16 protein-coding genes are annotated in these 21,230 nt (G+C 52.8%); 6 read left to right on the forward strand and 10 right to left on the reverse strand.

Annotated elements, in window-relative coordinates; translation table 11 throughout:
- Window positions 1-2 precede the first annotated feature (2 nt).
- The 3 genes from leuD to FDZ78_RS08650 all read right to left on the reverse strand — a co-directional run bounded on the left by leuD (window position 3) and on the right by FDZ78_RS08650 (window position 3,630).
- Complete coding sequence (gene leuD, locus FDZ78_RS08640) at window positions 3-590, reverse strand: 3-isopropylmalate dehydratase small subunit (protein WP_136408421.1); 588 nt, start codon at window positions 588-590, stop codon at window positions 3-5.
- Window positions 591-649: 59 nt separating this feature from the next.
- A complete protein-coding gene (gene leuC, locus FDZ78_RS08645) occupies window positions 650-2,047 on the reverse strand; it encodes a 3-isopropylmalate dehydratase large subunit (protein WP_136408422.1) in 1,398 nt (465 codons plus the stop codon).
- Window positions 2,048-2,133: 86 nt separating this feature from the next.
- A complete protein-coding gene (locus tag FDZ78_RS08650; RefSeq protein WP_123398665.1) occupies window positions 2,134-3,630 on the reverse strand; it encodes a 2-isopropylmalate synthase in 1,497 nt (498 codons plus the stop codon).
- A gap of 304 nt (window positions 3,631-3,934) precedes the next feature.
- On the opposite strand from FDZ78_RS08650, the gene FDZ78_RS08655 reads away from it, so the two are divergent.
- Window positions 3,935-6,517, forward strand: coding sequence for an outer membrane beta-barrel protein (locus FDZ78_RS08655; protein ID WP_136408423.1), 2,583 nt, complete (start codon window positions 3,935-3,937; stop codon window positions 6,515-6,517).
- Here the strand turns inward: FDZ78_RS08655 and FDZ78_RS08660 are convergent, their stop codons facing one another.
- The 7 genes from FDZ78_RS08660 to thrS all read right to left on the reverse strand — a co-directional run bounded on the left by FDZ78_RS08660 (window position 6,518) and on the right by thrS (window position 12,602).
- Window positions 6,518-6,787 carry a hypothetical protein gene (locus tag FDZ78_RS08660; RefSeq protein ID WP_107032428.1) on the reverse strand — a complete coding sequence of 90 codons (270 nt, stop codon included), beginning with the start codon at window positions 6,785-6,787 and terminating at the stop codon, window positions 6,518-6,520.
- Window positions 6,787-7,836 carry a glycosyltransferase family 2 protein gene (locus FDZ78_RS08665; RefSeq protein ID WP_123398663.1) on the reverse strand — a complete coding sequence of 350 codons (1,050 nt, stop codon included), beginning with the start codon at window positions 7,834-7,836 and terminating at the stop codon, window positions 6,787-6,789. Before FDZ78_RS08665 ends, FDZ78_RS08660 begins: the two co-directional genes overlap by 1 nt.
- 164 nt (window positions 7,837-8,000) lie before the next feature.
- Window positions 8,001-9,146 (reverse strand): glycosyltransferase, encoded by a 1,146-nt coding sequence (locus FDZ78_RS08670; protein WP_123398662.1) that lies wholly within the window; start codon window positions 9,144-9,146, stop codon window positions 8,001-8,003.
- 141 nt (window positions 9,147-9,287) lie between these two features.
- Entirely contained in the window at window positions 9,288-9,638 is a 351-nt protein-coding gene (gene rplT, locus FDZ78_RS08675; RefSeq protein ID WP_107032431.1) for a 50S ribosomal protein L20, read from the reverse strand.
- Window positions 9,639-9,761: 123 nt separating this feature from the next.
- Window positions 9,762-9,959: a 50S ribosomal protein L35 gene (rpmI, locus tag FDZ78_RS08680; protein ID WP_107032432.1), complete on the reverse strand. Its 198-nt coding sequence runs from the start codon at window positions 9,957-9,959 to the stop codon at window positions 9,762-9,764.
- Between the two features lie 88 nt (window positions 9,960-10,047).
- Window positions 10,048-10,539, reverse strand: coding sequence for a translation initiation factor IF-3 (gene infC, locus FDZ78_RS08685; protein WP_369699868.1), 492 nt, complete (start codon window positions 10,537-10,539; stop codon window positions 10,048-10,050).
- A gap of 116 nt (window positions 10,540-10,655) precedes the next feature.
- Window positions 10,656-12,602, reverse strand: a complete 1,947-nt coding sequence (gene thrS, locus FDZ78_RS08690) for a threonine--tRNA ligase (RefSeq protein WP_107032434.1) — start codon at window positions 12,600-12,602, stop codon at window positions 10,656-10,658.
- Between the two features lie 103 nt (window positions 12,603-12,705).
- Between thrS and dnaG the strand changes: the two genes are divergently transcribed.
- From dnaG to FDZ78_RS08715, 5 genes are all read left to right on the forward strand, one after another.
- Complete coding sequence (dnaG, locus tag FDZ78_RS08695; protein ID WP_136408424.1) at window positions 12,706-14,910, forward strand: DNA primase; 2,205 nt, start codon at window positions 12,706-12,708, stop codon at window positions 14,908-14,910.
- Window positions 14,911-15,484: 574 nt separating this feature from the next.
- Window positions 15,485-17,017, forward strand: coding sequence for a DUF6242 domain-containing protein (locus tag FDZ78_RS08700; RefSeq protein WP_136408425.1), 1,533 nt, complete (start codon window positions 15,485-15,487; stop codon window positions 17,015-17,017).
- Between the two features lie 12 nt (window positions 17,018-17,029).
- Window positions 17,030-17,728, forward strand: a complete 699-nt coding sequence (locus tag FDZ78_RS08705; protein ID WP_107032437.1) for a DUF6089 family protein — start codon at window positions 17,030-17,032, stop codon at window positions 17,726-17,728.
- Window positions 17,729-17,812: 84 nt separating this feature from the next.
- The gene (locus tag FDZ78_RS08710) at window positions 17,813-18,550 is read left to right on the forward strand and encodes an isoprenyl transferase (protein WP_123398658.1); all 738 of its coding nucleotides are present in this window, start codon (window positions 17,813-17,815) and stop codon (window positions 18,548-18,550) included.
- 48 nt (window positions 18,551-18,598) lie between these two features.
- Entirely contained in the window at window positions 18,599-21,214 is a 2,616-nt protein-coding gene (locus FDZ78_RS08715) for an outer membrane protein assembly factor (protein ID WP_123398657.1), read from the forward strand.
- Window positions 21,215-21,230: the final 16 nt, after the last annotated feature.

Below are 21,230 nucleotides of genomic sequence, written 5' to 3' on the forward strand. Positions count from 1 at the left end.
GCTCAGCGGGCGGCCTCCCAGGCCTCTATGTCGGCCTTGCGCGAAAGCAGATACTCGATGTCGTCGAGGCCCTCGGCGAGACACTGTTTCTTGTAGGGGTTGATGTCGAAGTTCTCGCTTTTGCCTGTGGCGAGATTGGTGATGGTCTGCGAGGGGAGGTCGACGCGCACCTGGGTCTGCGGGTCTGCGGCTATGGAGTCGAAAAGCTCCGAGAGGAATTCCTCGCTGACCACCACGGGGAGCACGAAGTTGTTGAGCTCGTTGTTTTTGTGGATGTCGGCGAAGAAGCTTGAGACCACAACGCGGAATCCGTAGTCATGGATGGCCCACGCGGCATGTTCGCGGCTCGATCCTGAGCCGAAGTTCTTGCCGGCCACGAGGATGCAGCCTGAGTAGGTGGGGTCGTTAAGCACGAAGTCTTTTATCGGGTTGCCCTCCTTGTCGTAGCGCCAGTCGCGGAAGAGGTTGTCGCCGAAGCCTTCGCGCGAGGTGGCTTTGAGGAAGCGGGCGGGTATGATCTGGTCGGTGTCTATATTCTCCATCGGCAGCGGGACGCAGGTGGAGGTTATGGTGGTGAATTTTTCTTTCATGATGTGCGTTTGGGTGTGGGTGGGGGGAGGGGGAATGGCGGATCTGTTGGGGTGGGGATTTACCGGAGAGTCCGCGGATCGGTCAGCACGCCTGTCACCGCCGAAGCGGCCGCAACGAGCGGTCCGGCGAGTATGGTGCGCGATCCGGGGCCCTGGCGGCCTTCGAAGTTGCGGTTTGAGGTGGAGACAGCGAGTTTGCCTGCCGGCACCTTGTCTTCATTCATAGCCAGACAGGCCGAGCATCCGGGCTGGCGGATCTCGAATCCGGCTTCCTCAAGAATTTTGTCGAGCCCCTCCTCGCGGATCTGCGCGTCGACTTTCCATGATCCGGGCACGAGCCAGGCGGTGATGCCCGGCGCTTTGTGGCGTCCTCTGACAAAGTTGGCGAAGGCGCGGAAGTCTTCGATGCGGCCGTTGGTGCAGCTGCCGAGGAATACGTAGTCCACGGGGGTTCCGGCAAGCACCTGGCCCACTTCGAAGCCCATGTAGTCGAGCGATTTGCGGTAGGAAATTTTTCCTGCTTCGTCTTCGGGATCGGGGGCGGGGATCGGGTCGTTGATGCCGATGCCCATTCCGGGGTTGGTGCCGAAGGTGATGCGCGGCTCGATGTCGGCGGCGTCGAAGTTGATCTCGCGGTCAAAGACGGCGTCGGGGTCGGAGGGGAGGGTGCGCCAGTAGGCTACGGCCTTTTCCCATTCCTCGCCTCCGGGGGCGAACTCGCGGCCCTTTACGTAGGCTATAGTGGTCTCGTCAGGGGCTATCATGCCTCCGCGGGCTCCCATTTCGATAGAGAGGTTGCAGACGGTCATGCGCTCTTCCATAGAGAGACGGCGTATAGTGTCACCGGCATATTCCACGAAATAGCCCGTGGCGCCGCCGGTGGTCATCCGGGCTATGATGTAGAGCGCTATGTCTTTGGCGGTCACACCGGGGCGCAATTCTCCGTTGACGTTGATGCGCATAGTCTTGGGCTTGGGCTGGAGGATGCACTGCGAAGCGAGCACCATCTCCACCTCGCTTGTGCCGATGCCGAAGGCCACGGCTCCGAATGCTCCGTGGGTCGAGGTGTGGCTGTCGCCGCAGACTATGGTGTAGCCCGGCAGGGTGAGGCCGTTTTCCGGACCGATCACGTGGATGATGCCGTTTTTCGGGTGTCCGAGTCCGTAGAGCGTCACGCCGAATTCCTGAGCGTTGCGGGTGAGGGTCTCGACCTGGTTGCGCGACACAGGATCGGCTATCGGTCGGTCCTGGTTGAGGGTGGGGATGTTGTGGTCAGGAGAGCAGTAGGTCTTTTCCGGACGGAACACTTTCAGACCGCGCTTGCGGAGGCCTTCGAAAGCCTGCGGGCTTGTCACCTCGTGGCAGTAATGGCGGTCGATATAGAGTTGAGAGGGTCCGCCTTCGATGTCGTTGACAACGTGTGCGTCCCAGATTTTGTCAAAAAGAGTTTTTCCCATAATGTGGATTCCTGGAGTGTGTGTGGCCGAAGGCTGTCTGGACAATAGCCTCCGGAATGGTGTGGTTGTGTGGGGGGATGATTGTGTTATCTGACGAACTTGTTGATGGCGTCAATGAAGGCCTCTGCGCTGGCTGCCACGATGTCGGTGTTGGCCGAGAAACCGTAGTAGGGCACGCCGTCGTGTTCGACTGTCATGTGGACCTTTCCCACATCGTTGCTGCCCTTGTTGATGGCCTGGATGAGGAATTCCTTGACGAGCATCTTGCGGCGAATGATGATCTTGATGGCGCTGATGGCCGCGTCGACGGGGCCGTTGCCTGAGGCGCAGGCCTCGAATTTCTCGCCGGCTATGTCAAGCCCTACGCTTGCCACCGAGTGGACGCCTACGCCGCTTGTCACCTGGAGGAAGTCGAGCTTGATGCGGTTGAGGGCCTTGCGGTGAGCGCCGGCTATCATGAGCACGTCATCGTCATTGATCTCTTTCTTGCGGTCGGCGAGTTTGAGGAAGGCTTCATAGGCCTTGTCGAGATCAGCTCCTGAGAGTTCGATTCCGAGCACGTGGAGGCGGTGTTTGAGTGCCGCGCGGCCGCTGCGGGCGGTCAGCACGATAGAGTTTTCGTCGATGCCCACGTCTTTGGGGTCGATGATCTCGTAGCTTTCGCGGTTTTTGAGCACACCGTCCTGGTGGATGCCTGAGGAGTGGGCAAAGGCGTTGCGGCCCACAATGGCCTTGTTGGGCTGCACGGGCATGTTCATCAGGCTCGAAACCATGCGGCTGATTCCGGTGATTCTGGTTGCGTTGATGTTGGTGTCGATGCCGAGGTCTTTGTGAGAGCGGAAGGTCATCACCACCTCTTCGAGCGAGGTGTTGCCGGCGCGTTCGCCGATGCCGTTGATGGTCACTTCGGCCTGACGGGCACCGTTGACCACACCGGTTACGGTGTTGGCCGTGGCCATTCCGAGGTCGTTGTGGCAGTGGGTGGCAATGACCACCTTGTCGATGCCCTCCACGTTGTCGATCAGATATTTGATCTTGGCACCGAATTCCGAGGGGAGGCAGTAGCCGGTGGTGTCGGGGATGTTTATGACTGTGGCACCGGCGCGGATAACGGCTTCGACCACGCGGGCGAGATATTCATTGTCGGTGCGTCCGGCGTCTTCGGCGTAAAACTGCACGTCTTCCACGAATTTCTTGGCGAAGGCCACGGCTCCGACAGCGCGTTCGAGAATGTCGTCGCGGGTGGAGTTGAATTTATATTTGATGTGGTAGTCAGAGGTGCCGATACCGGTGTGGATGCGGGGGCGTTTGGCATATTTCAGCGCTTCGGCGGCCACGCGGATGTCGTTTTCGACAGCGCGGGTCAGCGCGCAGATTGTCGGCCATGTGACTGCTTTTGAAATTTCCACTACCGAATTGAAGTCACCGGGACTCGACACCGGGAATCCGGCTTCGATGACGTCGACTCCGAGGGCTTCAAGAGCTTTTGCAACTTCGATTTTCTCAACTGTGTTGAGCTGACATCCGGGCACTTGCTCTCCATCGCGCAGTGTCGTGTCGAAAATAAACAGCCTGTCACTCATAGGGGTCTATAATATAATGTTATGTGTTGTTTTTAATTGGAAACCTGACCTAAAACAATGTTCGTTGATGGGTGTGGACAGATAATTGTCCGCAAAGTTATAAATTATTTATAAAATGGCGCAATAAAATGAAAAAATTAACGAAAATGGCGGTTTTAATGGTATGATTGAAATATTTTGAAGATGATGAACGAAAATTATGCAGATCATCTTTGATATGTGGGGGCAATGGAGTAAATTTGTTGCCGTTCACACCTCTGACATGTTAATCTGCTTAAAAAAATAAGCCAATCCGATTTGCTTTATGAAATTTTTACGGATCATACCGGCCTTAGCTGTGATTCTTTCTTTTGTGTGGCCGGCAGGAGTCTCCGGAGCCGCGCAGAAGGAGGAGCCGGGGTATGTCCGTGAACTGACCGAAGCCGACAGCCTTGCCATAGCCGCTGCCGATTCGATAATGAACAGCATCAGTCTTGACGAGGTTGTGGTGACAGCGCCTCTGAAGGAAATGGAGGTGAGGGGCGATACGACGATCTTCAACGCGGATGCCTACCGTCTGCGTGACGGGGCCTATCTCCAGGAGCTGGTGAGGGTGATCCCAGGAATGGAATATGACAAGGCTTCGGGCCGTCTGACCTATTACGGTACGCTGCTCAACGAGGTGATGGTCAACGGCGAAAAGTTTTTCGGGTCAGACGTCGTGGCCGCTCTCGAAAATCTTTCGGTCGAGCTGATCAGCCAGCTTAAGGTATATGACAAGGCTTCTGACCAGGAGGAGTTTACCGGAGTGAGGACAGGGGGCAAGAATCAAGTGCTTGACATACAAACCAAAAGCGCGTTTGACGGAATGCTGATGGCCGGAGCGTCAGTGGCGCTCGGCAATGAGAACCGCTATGAGGGCCGTCTCCACGGAAATTCCTTCCGGATGGGCGGCGACAATTTCTCATTCAATGCCGATACGGGCAACAGCCATATTCTCAGCGGCCGCCGCGGAAACCGTCAGGATTCAATGCATGGTTCCATCAATAAGACGTTCGGCAAGGGAATAGGGGTCTATCTCATGGGCTCGTATAACCACAGCATTAATGACGATGACCGGACCTCGTACAGAGAGAGCTACATGCTCAGTGGCAACCGCTACAGCTATAATGTGGGCGACGACCGTTGGCGCCGCCACGGTTTCAGTCTGAACGGGACTGTCAACGGCAAGATCAATGACAAGACCTATCTCAGTCTGCAGGGCTCGGTCAACAACAGCGATTCGAGAAGCTCCGCCGGTCAGCGCACGGCGGTTTTCAATACGAATCCGGAGCTGGACATAGGGGCGCCGTTCGATGGACCGGCCTACGATGCCGTGCCAGTGGCCGACAGGGTGAATGACGACCGCTCGTCGTCGGTTTCGAAGAACCGTTCGCGGAACTACAGTGCTTCGCTCAGTATTTCGCGCCATCTCAACAGTGCGGGCAGCACGCTTTCGTTTTCTCTAAGTGCCGGAAGCGGCCGTTCGCGCAACGAAGCATTCAGCCTTTCGGAAATCAGATATTATCAGCTGCTGACCGCTACCGGAGCCGATTCGGTGCTTCTCAGAAATCAGTATAATCATACACCGGGCAACTCGCGGCAGTTCTCGGCCGGATTGTCGTTCAGCCAGACGTTCGGCCAAAAATTTTCACTGAACGCCGGCTACAGTTATGTGATAAACCGTGAGAGCAGCGAGCGTTCCACCTATGATCTCTCTCTTTTCATGGACGCTTTGCCTGACCGGGCTGACACCGTTCTGCCTCCAGGCTATCTGCAGGGCTATGTCGATTCGCTCAGCAATCACAGTTTCAGCCACACCATCGGCCATCAGATCAGCGTTTCGCTGAACTATGGCGATGATCACTGGCGGGTGAACGGGGGGATTAGCGTAACCCCTGAGCGCCGTACTCTCGACCAGAAGACCGGTCTGATAAGCGGCGACACCGTCCGCTCGTCGGTCAGCTTCATGCCTATGCTCAACTTTGGGCTCTATCGCGATAAATTCTCTGTTGATTTTGATTATTCGGGATCTACCGACCAGCCGTCGCTCAGCAGTCTGATGCGCATGACCGACAACAGCAATCCGCTCTATATCACTCACGGGAATCCATCTCTGAAAGCCTCCTACAGGCAGGATTTCCGCCTCTCGGCTCGCCTCCACAAATTTAATCTGGCGGCTGATCTGAGCTATTCGAATGTCTATGACGAACAGACGCAGGCGGTGTTCTATAATCCGGAGACCGGGGTCAGCGAAGTCTGCCCGGTCAATGTCAACGGCAACTGGTCGGCAAGCGCCAATCTGTGGCTGTCACACTCAATAAAGAAATTCCGCCTGCTGTCGCGTATCGGCGGGAGCTACAGCCATCAGGTGGCTCTGCTCAACGAGGGGCAGAGCGTGGCGCCGGAAAAGAGTCTCACCCTGGGGCGTTCGTGCAATTCTCGCATTGACGTGATGTATATGGCTGCCAACACTACGCTGATAGCCGATTTCGGCTGGCGTTTCAGTAATCCGGTCAACCGTCTGCGTGGCAGCCGGAGCTATATGCGCGACTATGATATGGGCCTGAACGGCAACATCCGTTTCCTGAAACGTTTCGATGCCGGAGGCCGGGTGAGATATACCCTGCGCAACAGTTCGATAGCCGCGTCAGGCAACGATGAGCAGACCATCCTTGACCTGAACTGCAGCTGGTCTTTTCTCAAAAATGAGGCAATGAAGCTGGCGTTTGAGTGGAATGATATTCTCAACCGAAAGAAAAGCATCAGCCGCGGCGCCTCGCCCAACGGGGTCTATGAATACCGCTCGCACATCATAGGCTGCTACTTCTTGTTTACCCTCAGCTACGACTTCCGCCATACGCGGTAGTTATTTTGCTTTGTCGAGGAGGCTGATGGCTTTGGTGTAGTCGCGGTAGAAGATCACCAGTCTGACGCCGGTTTTAATCTGCGGGGTGTAGATCTCGACTTCGTTTTCAACCATAGCATGGATGCCGTTGGCTTCAAGATATGCTTTGTCGATGTAGGCTTCGGCTGCGGTGGCGTAGGTCCGAAGTCTGACAAGGTCGTCAGGAGCCGGCGGTTTTGAGTCGCTGAGGAGAGCATTGAGTTTTTCTTTAAGAGAGGTGAGCAGAGACATTATTCGAAAATTAGGGAAATTAATTTTTTAATATAACGACGGAGACGCATACCTTTATATATCGCAGTAACATGGCGGAGAATAAAATTTACATCATTGTCTCTGATAGCATTATAGATATATTCGTTGTTCTCATCGGCAATCAATCTGACATTATGCCATAGCTTGCAGTCGGCAAGCTGTATGGTCATCCAGGCTTTCAGTTCGTCATCGGTTTCTTTAAGATATTCTTTACGTTGAAGTGCGGTACTCAAGAACACATTTTTCAGTTCAATCGCAGTGGTCCTTACGGCGAACTGATTGCAATGTTTCATGGCGATGGCAGTCTTCTGTAATGATTGTTCTTTGAGGTCTTCCCACAGATAGGGATTGAATCTCGATGTGAGACCGCCGGTCCGGTAGTTGTAGCCCGTATAATCTATTATCGAATAGCAGCTGATATGCGGGAACAGATGAAGATTGAACATCAGATCCTCACCCATGCGGAAGCCTGTAGGGGCAACTCCTGATGACTTGATCAGTTTCACCTTATAGAGCTTCGCCCACATCCCGACATCAAGAATGTTGACTCCGAAGAAGGATATGAAATATTTTTCCATGAGTTCCGGCTGCTTTATAACCTGAGGGGTGACAAAGGTCTTCGACTTTCGGCGTATCATACCCATCACCCGATATGATTGCATCTGAACCACGTCAGCTCCGGTTCGAATCATTTCAGTCACTTGGCGTTCAATAGCTTCAGGTTCTATATAGTCATCAGAGTCGACAAATGTGACCATACCTTCAGGATTTGAGCCGAATACATGGGTCAGCCCTGAGAAGCGAGCTTTGTCCACTCCTTCGTTACGGGGTTTGTCGATAAGTAGTATTTTATCCGGAAATTTAAATTTATACTGCTGGCATATTTCTGCCGAATTGTCAGTGGAGCAGTCATTGACCAACACAATCTCTATGTCGGTGTATGTTTGCGATAAGATCGAATCCACGCATTTCCCAAGATAGCCTGAAGCATTATAGACAGGTACTATGACTGATACTTTGCCGTTCATTTTTTTAATTCATTCAGAGGTTGTTTAAAACCAAAAGTTAAAATCTGAGTGGTGTATCTTTTAGATAAATTGTTGCAAATGAGGAAGGAGCATAGCGAGCTATGTGACTGAGATGAAGAGCCATATCCACCTCAAAACTTTCGCTCGGATTTTAACTATTGTTTTTAAACGACCTCTAATTCGTTGAATAATTTGCACCATTGATTGTAGACATCACTCATGCTGAACCGGCTGACCGTTTGCTTGGCGTTCTGACCCATTTTCAAGAGTAGATCCTCGTTTGATATTAATAAATCACAGGCGTTTATAAAGGCATCGGCATCTAAATCCGGGACTATAAAACCGCACTCTTCAGAAATAATGTCATTGAACACTGCGGAATTGTCAAAAACCACCGGGACACAATTGTTTGCCATTGCCTCCAAAAGAACCATCCCGAATCCTTCTGAGTAGGATGGGAGCACAAAAATACTTGCATCTCTGTAATACTTATAAGGATTAGTATTGCCGGTCAGTGTGATATTGGATAGTTTGTAATGTTTAATCTTGCGTTCTAACAGATGACGGTCTATGCCATCGCCGACAATTATCATCTCCCAATCAGGGTGCTTGGTCATAAGGTGTTTCCATAATCGGGGGAGAAATAATACATTTTTTGGTGATTGTGCAATTCTTCCGCACCACATGATGGTTTTTTTCTTCTTTTGTGTTAGGCTGGAGGTTTCATTCAGAAGGTTATCATCAATGGCATTTGGAATTGCTGCCAATCGTCCAATATCTATCTTGTACCTGGATGATATTGCATTTACATAGTTGTCGCATAGAAAAACAAGTTTGTCAATGCCGTTGGTTTCCCTTATATCTGAGTACCGTTTCCTTAGTTTTAAATTTCTCAGAGGAGTATTGATAATGAAAGCTATGTTTAACAAGCTTTGTTTTGGCTTGTAAATATCAATGGATTCAAACAGGGCTCTGACTGTGTGTTTGGCTATAGGATTTATGTGGCAGCATTGGAGTATTTTGATATTTTCTGATATCATTGGATGTGAAAGAAACGACATCCCATATTGGTCAATCAGTATATTAATGCCATTACGAATAAGAAAGTCATTTGCAAATATGGCTTTTTCACTGTTATTTAATTCCGTAGGTATTGTTGCATCAGCTCCATCTCCGAATGAACATAGGTTATATACCCGAATATTATGTGCCCGAAATGCATTTGTGAGATTGTATGTCACTCTTTCGACTCCACCAATTAATGGATTGGGCAGGTTGTGTGTGTAAAAGCAGACTTTGAGATTTTGCATGGTTTGTTTTCGCTGTTTGTAGTGCTGGCAGGATATGAAAAAAATCAGAGACTTCAGGCTTTGTCCGGTTTGGGCGGAGGTGCCGAAGTCTCTGATTTTAATTATGGCTTATGAGATAGCCTTGATGGAGGTTGAGTCTCCTTAGGCGTTCTTCACTTTGTCAACAATAGCTTTGAAAGCAGCGGGATTGTTGAGGGCGAGGTCGGCGAGAACTTTGCGGTTGATCTCGATGCCGGCCTTGTGGATGAGGCCCATGAGCTTTGAGTAAGAAAGATCTTCAAGACGAGCAGCTGCGTTGATACGCTGGATCCAGAGGGCGCGGAAGTTGCGCTTTTTGTCCTTGCGGTCACGGTAAGCGTAGGTGAGACCCTTTTCCCAGGTGTTCTTGGCTACAGTCCACACGTTGCGGCGGCATCCGAAGTAACCACGGGTGAGTTTCAGGATTTTTTTGCGGCGAGCTCTTGAAGCTACATGATTTACTGATCTTGGCATTTTGAAAAATGAGTTGTGAACGTCAGCGGCACATCATTGCACTTAGATTCATTTTTAGGTGGCTGACCGTTCGGTTTAAAAAATTGAATTAGAAATCACGATTTTAAGATAGTGAAAACTTCCTTACTTGAGAGCGAGGAGTGACTTGACGTTTGAAGAGTCGCAGCTGGCCACGAGTGAGAAGTGGGTCAGATTGCGTTTTTGCTTTTTGGTCTTCTTGGTCAAGATGTGGCTCTTGAAAGCGTGTTTTCTCTTGATCTTTCCTGATCCGGTAAGGGCGAACCTCTTTTTGGCACCGGAGTTAGTCTTAATCTTTGGCATTGGTTGTGATTGTTAAATAATGATTTTAATTCGTATGATGACGGTCGGAACCCCTTGCGGGGACCAGGCCGGTCAACGCGGGGTTGGTTTATTTTTTCTTCGGGCTGAGCATGATGATCATGCGCTTGCCTTCGAGCACAGGCATCTGGTCGACTTTGCCATATTCCTCAAGGTCGTTGGCAAAACGGAGCAGCAGTACTTCGCCTTGTTCCTTGAAGAGAATGGAGCGGCCTTTGAAGAACACATAGGCTTTGACCTTTGCGCCTTCCTGGAGGAAGCCGATGGCGTGTTTGAGCTTGAAGTTGTAGTCATGGTCATCGGTCTGGGGTCCGAAACGGATTTCCTTCACAACGACCTTGGTTGCTTTGGCCTTCTGTTCCTTCTGGCGTTTTTTCTGCTGGTAGAGGAACTTCTGGTAGTCAAGCACGCGGCACACCGGCGGTTGGGCGGTGGGAGAGATCTCAATGAGATCGAGCCCAAGCTCATCGGCGATCTTCAGGGCTTCCTGAATGGGGTAGACGCCGTTTTCTACATTGTCGCCGACGAGACGGATCTCGCGGGCGCGGATGTATTCATTGATGGCGTATGGTTCCTCCTTACGAGCGTTGGGGAGGGGACGGCGAGGGCCGTTGTTGGGGCGCGGAGGGCGCGGAGCGAAAGGTTTTTTCTCCATTCAGGGGGTTTAGTGTCTGTTTTTTACTGTTGATTGATCATTTCATTGACTTCGCGAGCCAATTCGGCTGCAAAGGTAGCAATTTTCATCGAACCTTTATCACCTTCGCCCTGTTTTCTTACAGAAATTTCATCATTTTCAGCTTCTTTTTCGCCTACAATGAGCATATAGGGTATTCTTTTGAGCTCGTTGTCGCGGATTTTTTTGCCGATTTTTTCATTTCTGTCGTCAATCTGGGTGCGGATGTCGAGGGCGTTGAGCTGGTCGGCGACCTTGCGGGCGTAGTCGTTGAACTTCTCGGAGATGGGGAGCACTACGGCCTGTTCGGGGGCGAGCCAGAGGGGGAAGCGGCCGGCGGTGTGTTCGAGCAGCACTGCCACGAAGCGTTCCATCGAGCCGAAGGGGGCGCGGTGGATCATCACCGGACGGTGTTTCTGGTTGTCGGAGCCGGTATATTCGAGCTGGAAGCGTTCGGGCAGGTTGTAGTCAACCTGGATGGTGCCGAGCTGCCATTTGCGGCCGAGGGCGTCCTTGACCATGAAGTCGAGTTTCGGGCCGTAGAAGGCTGCTTCGCCGTATTCCTTGCGGGCTTTAAGGCCTTTTTCTTCGCAGGCGTCGATGATGGCCTGTTCGGCGAGGTGCCAGTTTTCGTCGGAGCCGATATATTTTTCCTTGTTGTTGGGGTCGCGGAGCGAGATCTGGGCTTCGAAGTTTTCGAATTTGAGTGCCTTGAAGATGAAGAAGATGATGTCCATCACCTTGAGGAACTCGCCTTTGATCTGGTCAGGGGCGCAGTAGATGTGGGCGTCGTCCTGAGTGAAGCCTCTGACGCGGGTCAGGCCGTGGAGCTCGCCGCTTTGTTCGTAGCGGTAGACGGTGCCGAATTCCGCGAGGCGCAGGGGCAGGTCGCGGTAGCTGCGGGGCAGGGCGCGGAAAATCTCGCAGTGGTGGGGGCAGTTCATCGGTTTGAGCAGGTATTCCTCGCCTTCTTCCGGTGTGTGGATGGGCTGGAAGGAGTCCTTGCCGTATTTTGCGTAGTGGCCTGAGGTGACATAGAGGTTCTTGTTGCCGATATGCGGGGTGATCACCTGCTGGTAGCCGTATTGCTTCTGGATCTTGCGCAGGAACTGTTCGAGGCGGTCGCGCAGGGCGGTTCCTTTGGGGAGCCAGAGTGGCAGGCCGGCGCCTACGTTCTGGGAGAATGCGAAGAGTTCCATCTCTTTGCCGAGTTTGCGGTGGTCGCGTTTCTTGGCTTCTTCGAGGAGCACGAGATATTCGTCGAGCATTTTCTTCTTGGGGAAGGTGATGCCGTAGACTCTGACGAGCTGGTTGCGCTTTTCATCGCCGCGCCAGTAGGCTCCGGCGAGTGAGGTGACTTTCACGGCCTTGATTGGTGCGGTGGTGGCGATGTGCGGACCGCGGCAGAGGTCGGTGAACGATCCCTGGGTGTAGGTGGTGATGTGGCCGTCCTCAAGTTCGCTGATGAGCTCGCATTTGTATTCCTCGCCGCGGTCACCGAAGAGTTTTAGCGCGTCGGCTTTCGATATGTCGGCGCGGACAATCGGGTTTTTCTGCTGGGCGAGTTCGAGCATCCGCTTTTCGATGCGGGGGAAGTCAGCTGATGTTATGGTGTTTTCGCCTGGATCAATGTCGTAGTAGAATCCGTTTTCGATAGCCGGGCCGATGCCGAATTTCACTCCAGGGAACAAATCCTGGAGGGCTTCGGCGAGCAGGTGGGCCGATGAGTGCCAGAAGGCGTGCTTGCCTTCGGGGTCATCCCATTTGAAGAGGCGGATTGAGGCGTCTTCGTTGACAGGGCGGGTGATGTCCCACTCCTTGTCGTTGACAGATGCCGCGAGGATGTCGCGGGCGAGCTGAGGGGAGAGTGACTCGGCAATCTGCAGAGGGGTCACTCCGCTCTCAAACTGCTTTACGCTCCCGTCGGGGAATGTGATGTTGATGTTTGCCATTATTAATTAATGTGGAGGGTTAGGGAGCCATACGGACGACTCCTGTAAATTCAAGTCGCAAAGATAGGAAATATTTCTCAATTTTACTAATTTTGTGCTCGCTATGAGAAAGATTGACAATGCTACAGTGCAGAGGATTCTTGACGCGGCCGACATTGTGGAGGTTGTGAGTGACTTCGTCGCGCTTAAGCGTCGGGGGGCCAACTATGTAGGTCTTTGTCCTTTCCATAACGACCGTTCGCCGTCGTTCTATGTCTCCAAGGCCAAGGGTATGTGTAAGTGTTTCAGCTGCGGCGAGGGCGGCAGTCCGGTGAGCTTCATCATGAAGCTGGAGCAGCTGTCGTTTACCGAGGCTCTGCGCTATCTCGCCAAGAAATACAATATCGAGATCGAGGAGCGCGAGATGACCGACGAGGAGCAACAGGCGGAGACCGATCGCGAGAATATGCTGGCGGTCAATGATTTCGCCATGCGCTATTTCGAGAAGAATCTGAAAGAGACGCAGGAGGGGCGCGATATTGGCCTGTCATATTTCCGCTATCGCGGCATCAGCGACGCTATGGTGGAGCGTTTCCATCTCGGCTATGCCGTGGAGGGGCGCGACGCGCTTTTTGCCACGGCGCTTGAGCGTGGCTACAGCGAGAAATATCTGCTTTCCACCGGCCTGTGTTCGCGCACTGATGACGGCCGTGTGTTTGACCGCTTCCGCGGACGTGTCATCTATCCGATTCTTTCGCTGTCAGGCACGGTGGTCGCTTTCGGAGGCCGTACTCTCAGCAAGGAGAAGAAGATAGCCAAATATGTCAACTCTCCCGAATCTGACATCTACCTCAAGCGCCGAGAGCTCTACGGGCTCTATCAGGCCAAGCAGGCTATAGCCAAGGCTCAGAAGTGCATACTTGTGGAGGGCTATATGGATGTCATCTCCATGCACCAGGCAGGGGTGTGCAATGTGGTGGCTTCTTCGGGTACCGCGCTTACCGTAGAGCAGGTGCGTCTGATAAAACGGTTCACTTCTAACGTCACTCTGATTTATGACAGCGATGCGGCGGGCATAAAGGCCTCGCTGCGAGGCATCGAGCTTCTGCTTCAGGATGGCATGGATATAAAGGTGCTCCTTCTCCCTGAGGGGGATGACCCTGACTCCTTTGCGCAGAGCCACAGCTCAACGGAGGTGGAGGAGTATATCAAGGCTCACGAGACAGACTTTATCAGTTTCATGGCCCGGATTCTGATGGGAGAGGCGGCTGACGATCCGGCCCGGCGCGCACAGGTGATCACGCGGATTGTCAAGACCATAGCTCTGATCCCCGATGAGATTACCCGGCGCGTATATGTGCAGGAGTGCTCGCGTCTGCTTTTCATGGACGAGGATGTGTTGCGGCGTGAGGTCGGCAAGTATTATAATGAATACAGGCTTAAGTCGCGTGAAGACCGCGAGCGCCGGCAGGCATTTGCGGATTATGCCGATGAGCCGGGTCCCGGTCCGGCGTCGGCAGAGGAGCAGACGGCCGCCGGAGTGGCAGGTCAGCAGCCTCAGGCTCAGGTTTCGGCGCAGGGGAAACATGCCAAGTTTCTGCGCACCTATGAGCTGGCTATAGTCCGCCTGGTGGCCAAGTATGGCAACTATGCTTTTGCCGAGGGCATCGACGAGGATGGCAACAATCAGCCTATGACGGTGCTCGAATATATCGAGGCCGATCTTGCTGCCGATGAAATCCGCTTCGAGAACAGTGACATTGCCCATTTTTTGGATATGGCCATTGTGCTTAGCCGGGCCACGTGGAATGAGGATATCGAGCATTGCCGGGTGCAGCTAGAAGAGCGCCGGCGCAGCGAATTCGCTGCGGGAGTTGAAGAGATCAGGCGGAAGGCCACGGATGTGGGGAGCATCTCGGCGATGGAGCGTTCTCTGCAGGAGACTGTCGACGCTGACTATGCCCGCAGGCTCGATGAGTTTGCCGCCACCTATCTCGGTCGGTTGATGTGCTCTTCGCCTGATGATGTGGTGCGTGAGATGGCCTCCGATCTTGTTGTGGAGCGCCATATACTGAGCAAGATGCACACAAAGTATGCCAAAGTCGACACTGAGCAGGATCTGCTGGGCGAGCTTGTGCCGCGCGCTCTCCATGAGCTGAAAGATGCCATTCTGTGGACCCGCCTTCAGGATGTCAGGTCGCTTTTGGCTGCCTGTGGCGGCGATTATGACCGTTCTATCGAGCTGATGAAAGAGATGAAAGAGATCGAGAACTCCCGCTCGGAACTTGCAAAGCTGATAGGCGACCGTGTCATCGTGCCGCGAAAATAGGGTCACGGCGTGGCAAGGCTGCAGATTCGATAAAATATCCGGAGGGTGTTTCATGACGTTTGTCGTGAAGCACCCTCCGGATTAAGGAGTAGAATAAATAAGGAGGATGAGCCTCACGGCCTCTCCCCCTTGTCTAATCTACAATCTTGTAACACACATATATTTATTGAACAGAGAATCCAGTGTCAAAAAAATGATTGCCGGAGTCGTAGAACCTTAAAATATGGCTCCAGATTGTAAATAAATGTGGGTTTACGATTTTTAGTTTAGTAGCTAATATAGTGTAACAAAAAGGATCTGTTTTATTGATGTCGCAAAAATAAAAAACAGAAAGTAAAAATGCAAGCCGCAGGCTAAAAAAAATTCTATGTCAGTGTGTCGATATTTCGGCTTGATCTTCAAAAAATGCTGACAGATAGATTTGTTATGTTTTTTTTACGTTATCCGGACGGTGGTTAACGAAAATGTTGTTAACTTTGCAACTTGTAAAAGTGTCAGGATGAACAATCCGGCTTTTGATTACAAAATGCTAATAATGTGCGTCTTTTTTCGCAGGCGCCGTATGCTCACATTTATGAATAAAAGATTTCCATTATACTCCCTGTTGGCTCTGATGCTGACAGCCATCGTGGCCGGATGTAACAAAGATGACTCCAGCACATTTGTGTCAGAAGGCGATTTCGGCAATTGCTCGGTCACCTCTTTCAGCATCAAGAAGAATGACAAGGTGCTGACCGGACTTGATTCGGTCTTCTTCTCGATAGACCTGGTCGATGCCCGCATCTTCAATGCCGACTCTCTGCCCAAAGGTACTGATGTGAGCAAACTTGTGCTCAATATCGGAACATCTTCGGCCAGTGCCTGCGAGCTGACCTACCGCAAGCTCGGAACTCCGAGAGATACCACCATCAGCTATATCGACAGCCCCGGCGACAGCATCAACTTCTCTGACGGACCGGTGAAACTCTCTGTGACTTCCTATAACGGACAGAACAAGAGAGAATACACCATAGATATCAATGTCCACAAAGTGGAGACCGACACTCTCTTCTGGGCAGAGGGCGCCAAGACCGTGCTGCCTTCGGCAATAAGCCCGTCAGCACAGAAGACCGTGGAATTCGCCGGAAAGGTCTACTGCCTGACAGTCGACGGATCATCGGCAAGTGTGGCTGTGTCGGAAAATCCCTATTATGACAACCGCTGGACTGTCTCGGCCGCTGCGCTTCCGGTGAGCGCCGATATAGAATCATTCACCGCCAGTGACGCGGCGCTCTACATACTTGATGCGACCGGAAACCTCTTCACTTCGACCGATGCTGTGAACTGGCGCCAGACCGGTGAGCGGATGACATACATCTACGGCGGATACACCGACCGCATCCTCGGCGCGCGCAACGATGCCGACGGATGGAAGCACGTGACTTATCCCGCCTCCACAGAAGCCGCAGTTCCTGCCGGATGTCCCGTGAGCGGCACGAGCCAGATGATAACCTACGAGACCAAATGGAGCTCCGAACCGCTTGCCCTCTTCGTGGGCGGACGTGATGCCTCAGGCATGATCACCGGTGCCGCATGGGGCTATGACGGAACTTCATGGGCAAAACTCAGCAACCGTGACATTGACGAGCGCGAGGAAATGACACTCTTCCCCTATTTTACTCCGAGAGTCAACACTTCGACATGGCGCGTGACCGAACGCTCCGCCCTCATCGCTATGGGCGGCCGTTACGAGTCGGCTGAAGGTGAGGTTGTCTCAAAGATGGTCTATGTGTCATATGACCAGGGCATCACTTGGGACGAGGCCGACAGCTATCTTCAGCTACCCGACTATATACCCGCCTTCTCATCGGCCCAGGCTATCGTGGTCAATGACGAGATGTCGGTAGCCACAGCCCGCTCAGCATCCGGCTGGCATAATGCCGGAGGAACCCGCCTCCCGGCCTTTGCCACTCCTGTGCCCTTTGCCGTGAGCCGTGTGTCGGCCCCTGTCACCGAATGGGAATGCCCCTACATCTACCTCTTCGGAGGTGTTGATGCCGATGGCAATCTCCATGACAGCCTTTGGCGCGGTGTGATCCGCCGCTTCACATTCCGCCCCTTATATTAATAATGTGGTGGCATGCGGTCTCTCCTTCTTATTCTGACCCTAATCGCCGGCCTGTCTCTCCCCGGCAGAACAGCAGCTCAGGCGCAAGCGAGCGTCGAGAAATATAAATTTGACATAGGAGCCGGTCTCGGCATGTCGGGCTATCTTGGCGATGCCAATGAAAGCAATCTCTTTGCCAACCCCGGCGTAGGCCTCAACGCCTCGTTCCGTTATCTGATCAACAGCCGCTGGGCGCTGAGAGGACTTCTGACAGCGGCCTCGCTGAGCGGATCGACAGCCGATATGGACAACGTGCTGCCTGAAGGCAAGGTCTATGACTTCAAGTCGTGGATCTACGATCTCGGTGCCCGCGCCGAATTCAACTTCTTCAACTACGGCATAGGAGAATCCTACAAACAGTTGAGCCGCATCTCGCCTTATCTTTCGCTCGGACTCGGAGTGGCCATGTCGCGCAGCGGCGATGACAGTTTTGTGGCCATGACCCTCCCGATGGGATTCGGCGTGAAATTCAAACTGCGTCCGCGGGTCAACCTCGGACTGGAGTTCTGCATGACAAAAGTGTTTGGCGACAATGCCGACAGCCGCGAGCTCAAAGATCTCTACCAGATCAAAAGCTCGTTCATCAAGAACACCGACTGGTATTCGACCCTGATGTTCTCCGTGAGCTATGAATTCGGCGAGCGTTGTGTCACCTGTCACCGCATCGACTGACGGCAGCTCCTGTGTGAAAAACTAATTTTATAAACGATAAATCAGGCTCTGGGCCATGTGTCGCAGAACCACACAATATAAAATATGACAGAAGAAATAGACAAGAGCAGCCTTCCTCGCCACGTAGCCATCATAATGGACGGCAACGGGCGCTGGGCCAAAGCGCGCGGTCTCGACCGAAGCGAAGGCCATGTAGAGGGAGTCAACACGGTGAGACGCATCACCGAAGTTGCCTCTGAACTCGGCATAGGCTATCTCACTCTCTATACATTCTCCACTGAAAACTGGAACCGGCCCAAGGCGGAAGTCGATGCCCTGATGCACCTGATCGTGATTGCCATCGAGCGCGAGACCCCTGATCTGATCAAGAACAACGTGCGTCTTGCCATGATCGGTGACACCTCCCGAATGCCACGCGAGGCCTATGACCGCCTGCAGCAGTGCATCGCCGACACATCGCACTGCACCGGACTGACGCTCACACTCGCCATCAGCTACTCCGCGCGCTGGGAGATCATCCGGGCCTGCCGCCGCTTTGCCGAAGACGTGGCAGTCGGAAAAGCAGCCGCAACCGACATGGACTCAGACCAAGCCTTCGACGCCTATCTCTCGACTGCCGGAATGCCCGACCCCGATCTGCTCATCCGTACCGGGGGCGACCATCGCGTCAGCAACTTCCTGCTGTGGCAGATCGCCTACTCGGAAATATATGTGACCGACACGTTCTGGCCCGACTTCTCACGCGAGGACTTCATCCGGGCCCTGTATGACTTCGGAGGCCGTGAACGCCGTTTCGGCCTGACATCCGAACAAATAAAATAAAGAAACATCCCTCCACCCCACACACATCACAGACGTTGTTTTTTCATCATGCGTTTTAGATTTATCACATTCCTTCTCTTCCTTTCAGCACTGACTGCCAACGTATGCGCCCAGGCGCCTGCGGATACGGTCTATAACCCCGACATCCTTTTCACCGGCCTGCCGAAAACCTACGAGATCGCAGACATCCAGGTCAAGGGTGCCGACAATTATGAAGACTATATCGTCATTGGCTACACCGGGCTCAAAGTCGGAGATCTCATCACCATTCCAAGTGCTGAAATCACCGATGCGTCCAAACGCCTCTGGCGTCAGGGCCTTTTCTCTAAAGTGCAGATCGCGGTCGACAAAGTGATCGGGAACAAGGCTTATCTGACACTCAACCTGCGTCAGCAGCCGAGAATCTCCGAAATCAACTACCACGGGGTGAAAAAAGGTGAGAAGCAGGACCTCGAAGAAGCTCTCCAGCTGATGAAAGGCAACCAGATCACGCAGAACATCGTCAACCGCGCCGAAAGCATCATCAAGAAATACTACTCCAACAAGGGTTTCGGCAACGCGGTAGTGAAGATAAACCTCACCGATGACCTCTCGCACCCCAATGAAGTGATCGTCGACATTAACATCAACAAGAACGACAAAGTCAAAGTCCACAAGATCTATATCGACGGCAACAACGTGCTCTCTGACCGCCAGCTTCAGCGAGTGATGAAGAAGACCAACGAGAAAGGCAAGCTCATCAACCTTTTCCGTCAGAAAAAATTCGTGGAGACAGACTATAAGGACGACCTCAACCGCATCATTCAGAAATACAACGAAAAAGGCTACCGCGACGCCGTCATTCTCTCCGACTCCGTGGTCCCCTATGACGAAAAGACAGTCGACGTATATATCAACCTCGATGAAGGCAAGCGATACTTCGTCAACGATGTGACCTGGGTGGGCAACACCGTCTATCCCACCGAAAATCTTGCGGCGCTCCTCGGCATAGAGAAAGGTGACGTCTACAATCAGACACTCCTGAAAAAGCGCACCACCGATGATGACGACGCCATAGCCAGCGCCTACATGGACAACGGTTATCTCTTCTTTGACATAGTGCCGGTGGAAAAGAACGTGCGCGGCGACTCCATCGACCTCGAAATGCGCATTGTAGAAGGCCCGCAGGCCCGAATCAACAACGTAATCATCAACGGTAACGACCGCCTCTATGAAAAGGTGATCCGCCGTGAGCTCCGTGTCAAGCCAGGCGAACTCTTCAGCAAGAGCGACCTTATGCGTTCGGCTCGTGAAATCGCCCAGACCGGCCACTTCAACCCTGAAAACATGGATATCCGCCCTGAGCCCAATCAGGAAAACGGAACGGTTGACATCCTTTTCAATCTCGAATCGAAATCAAACGACCAGTTTGAATTCTCGATGGGCTGGGGCCAGACAGGTATTATCGGCAAGGTGGCCATCAAGTTCACCAATTTCTCGATCAAGAACCTCTTTTATCCCAACAGCTACAAAGGCCTCGTGCCGCAGGGCGACGGACAGCAGCTCACCATCTCCGCCCAGACCAACGCCCGCTACTACCAGGCCTACAGCATCTCATTCCTCGACCCCTGGTTCGGCGGCAAGCGCCCCAACTCGCTCTCGGTTTCGGCATGGTACAGCCGTCAGACCGGTGTTAACTCCTCGTACTACAACCGCAACTACATGAACAACTACCTCTACAGCTACAGCGGTCTGTACAACACCGGCTACGGTTATGACAATAACTACTCTTACGAAAACGCCTACGACCCCAACAAGTTCCTTCAGATGATCGGCGTCTCCGTAGGCTTTGGCAAGCGTCTTAACTGGCCTGATGACTACTTCACATTCCAGGCTGAACTTGGTTACAGCTGGTATTACCTCAAAAACTGGGAATACCTTTATTATATGCAGAACGGTACGTCAAACGCACTCACCATCGGCCTGACCCTCGCCCGAAACTCGATTGACAATCCGCTCTACACCCGTTCGGGCTCCAACTTCTCTCTCAACCTGCAGCTGACACCTCCCGTCTCGCTCTTCGGCAACAAAAACTGGAAGAAACTCTCTGAAGAGAACACCACAGCTGCAAAGAAAGAACTCTACCGCTGGATCGAATACTGGAAGCTCCGCTTCAAGGCCCGCACCTACACTCCGATCAACGACGTCGAGAGCAAATACACTCTCGTGCTCATGACCAGAGCCGACATCGGTCTGCTCGGCAGCTACAACAAATATCTGAAATCGCCCTTCGAGACATTCTACGTCGGCGGTGACGGCATGTCAGGCTCCTACACCTACGCCCAGGAGACCATCGCGCTCCGCGGCTACGACAACGGTCAGCTCACCCCCTATCAGCTCGGCGGCGGTTATGCCTACACACGCTTCGGCATGGAACTCCACTTCCCCTTCATGCTGCAGCCCACCACCACCATCTATGGTCTGACATTCATCGAAGGCGGCAACGCATGGACATCAGTCAAAAACTTCTCGCCCTTCGAACTCAAGCGAAGCGCCGGAGTCGGTGTCCGCATCTACCTCCCGATGATCGGCATGATGGGTATCGACTGGGCCTACGGTTTCGACAAGGTCTACGGAACCAAGGGCGGATCGCACTTCCACTTCATCCTCGGACAGGAATTCTAAACACATTGAAAAAACA

This window comes from Duncaniella sp. B8, assembly GCF_005304985.1.
GTDB lineage: Bacteria > Bacteroidota > Bacteroidia > Bacteroidales > Muribaculaceae > Duncaniella > Duncaniella muris.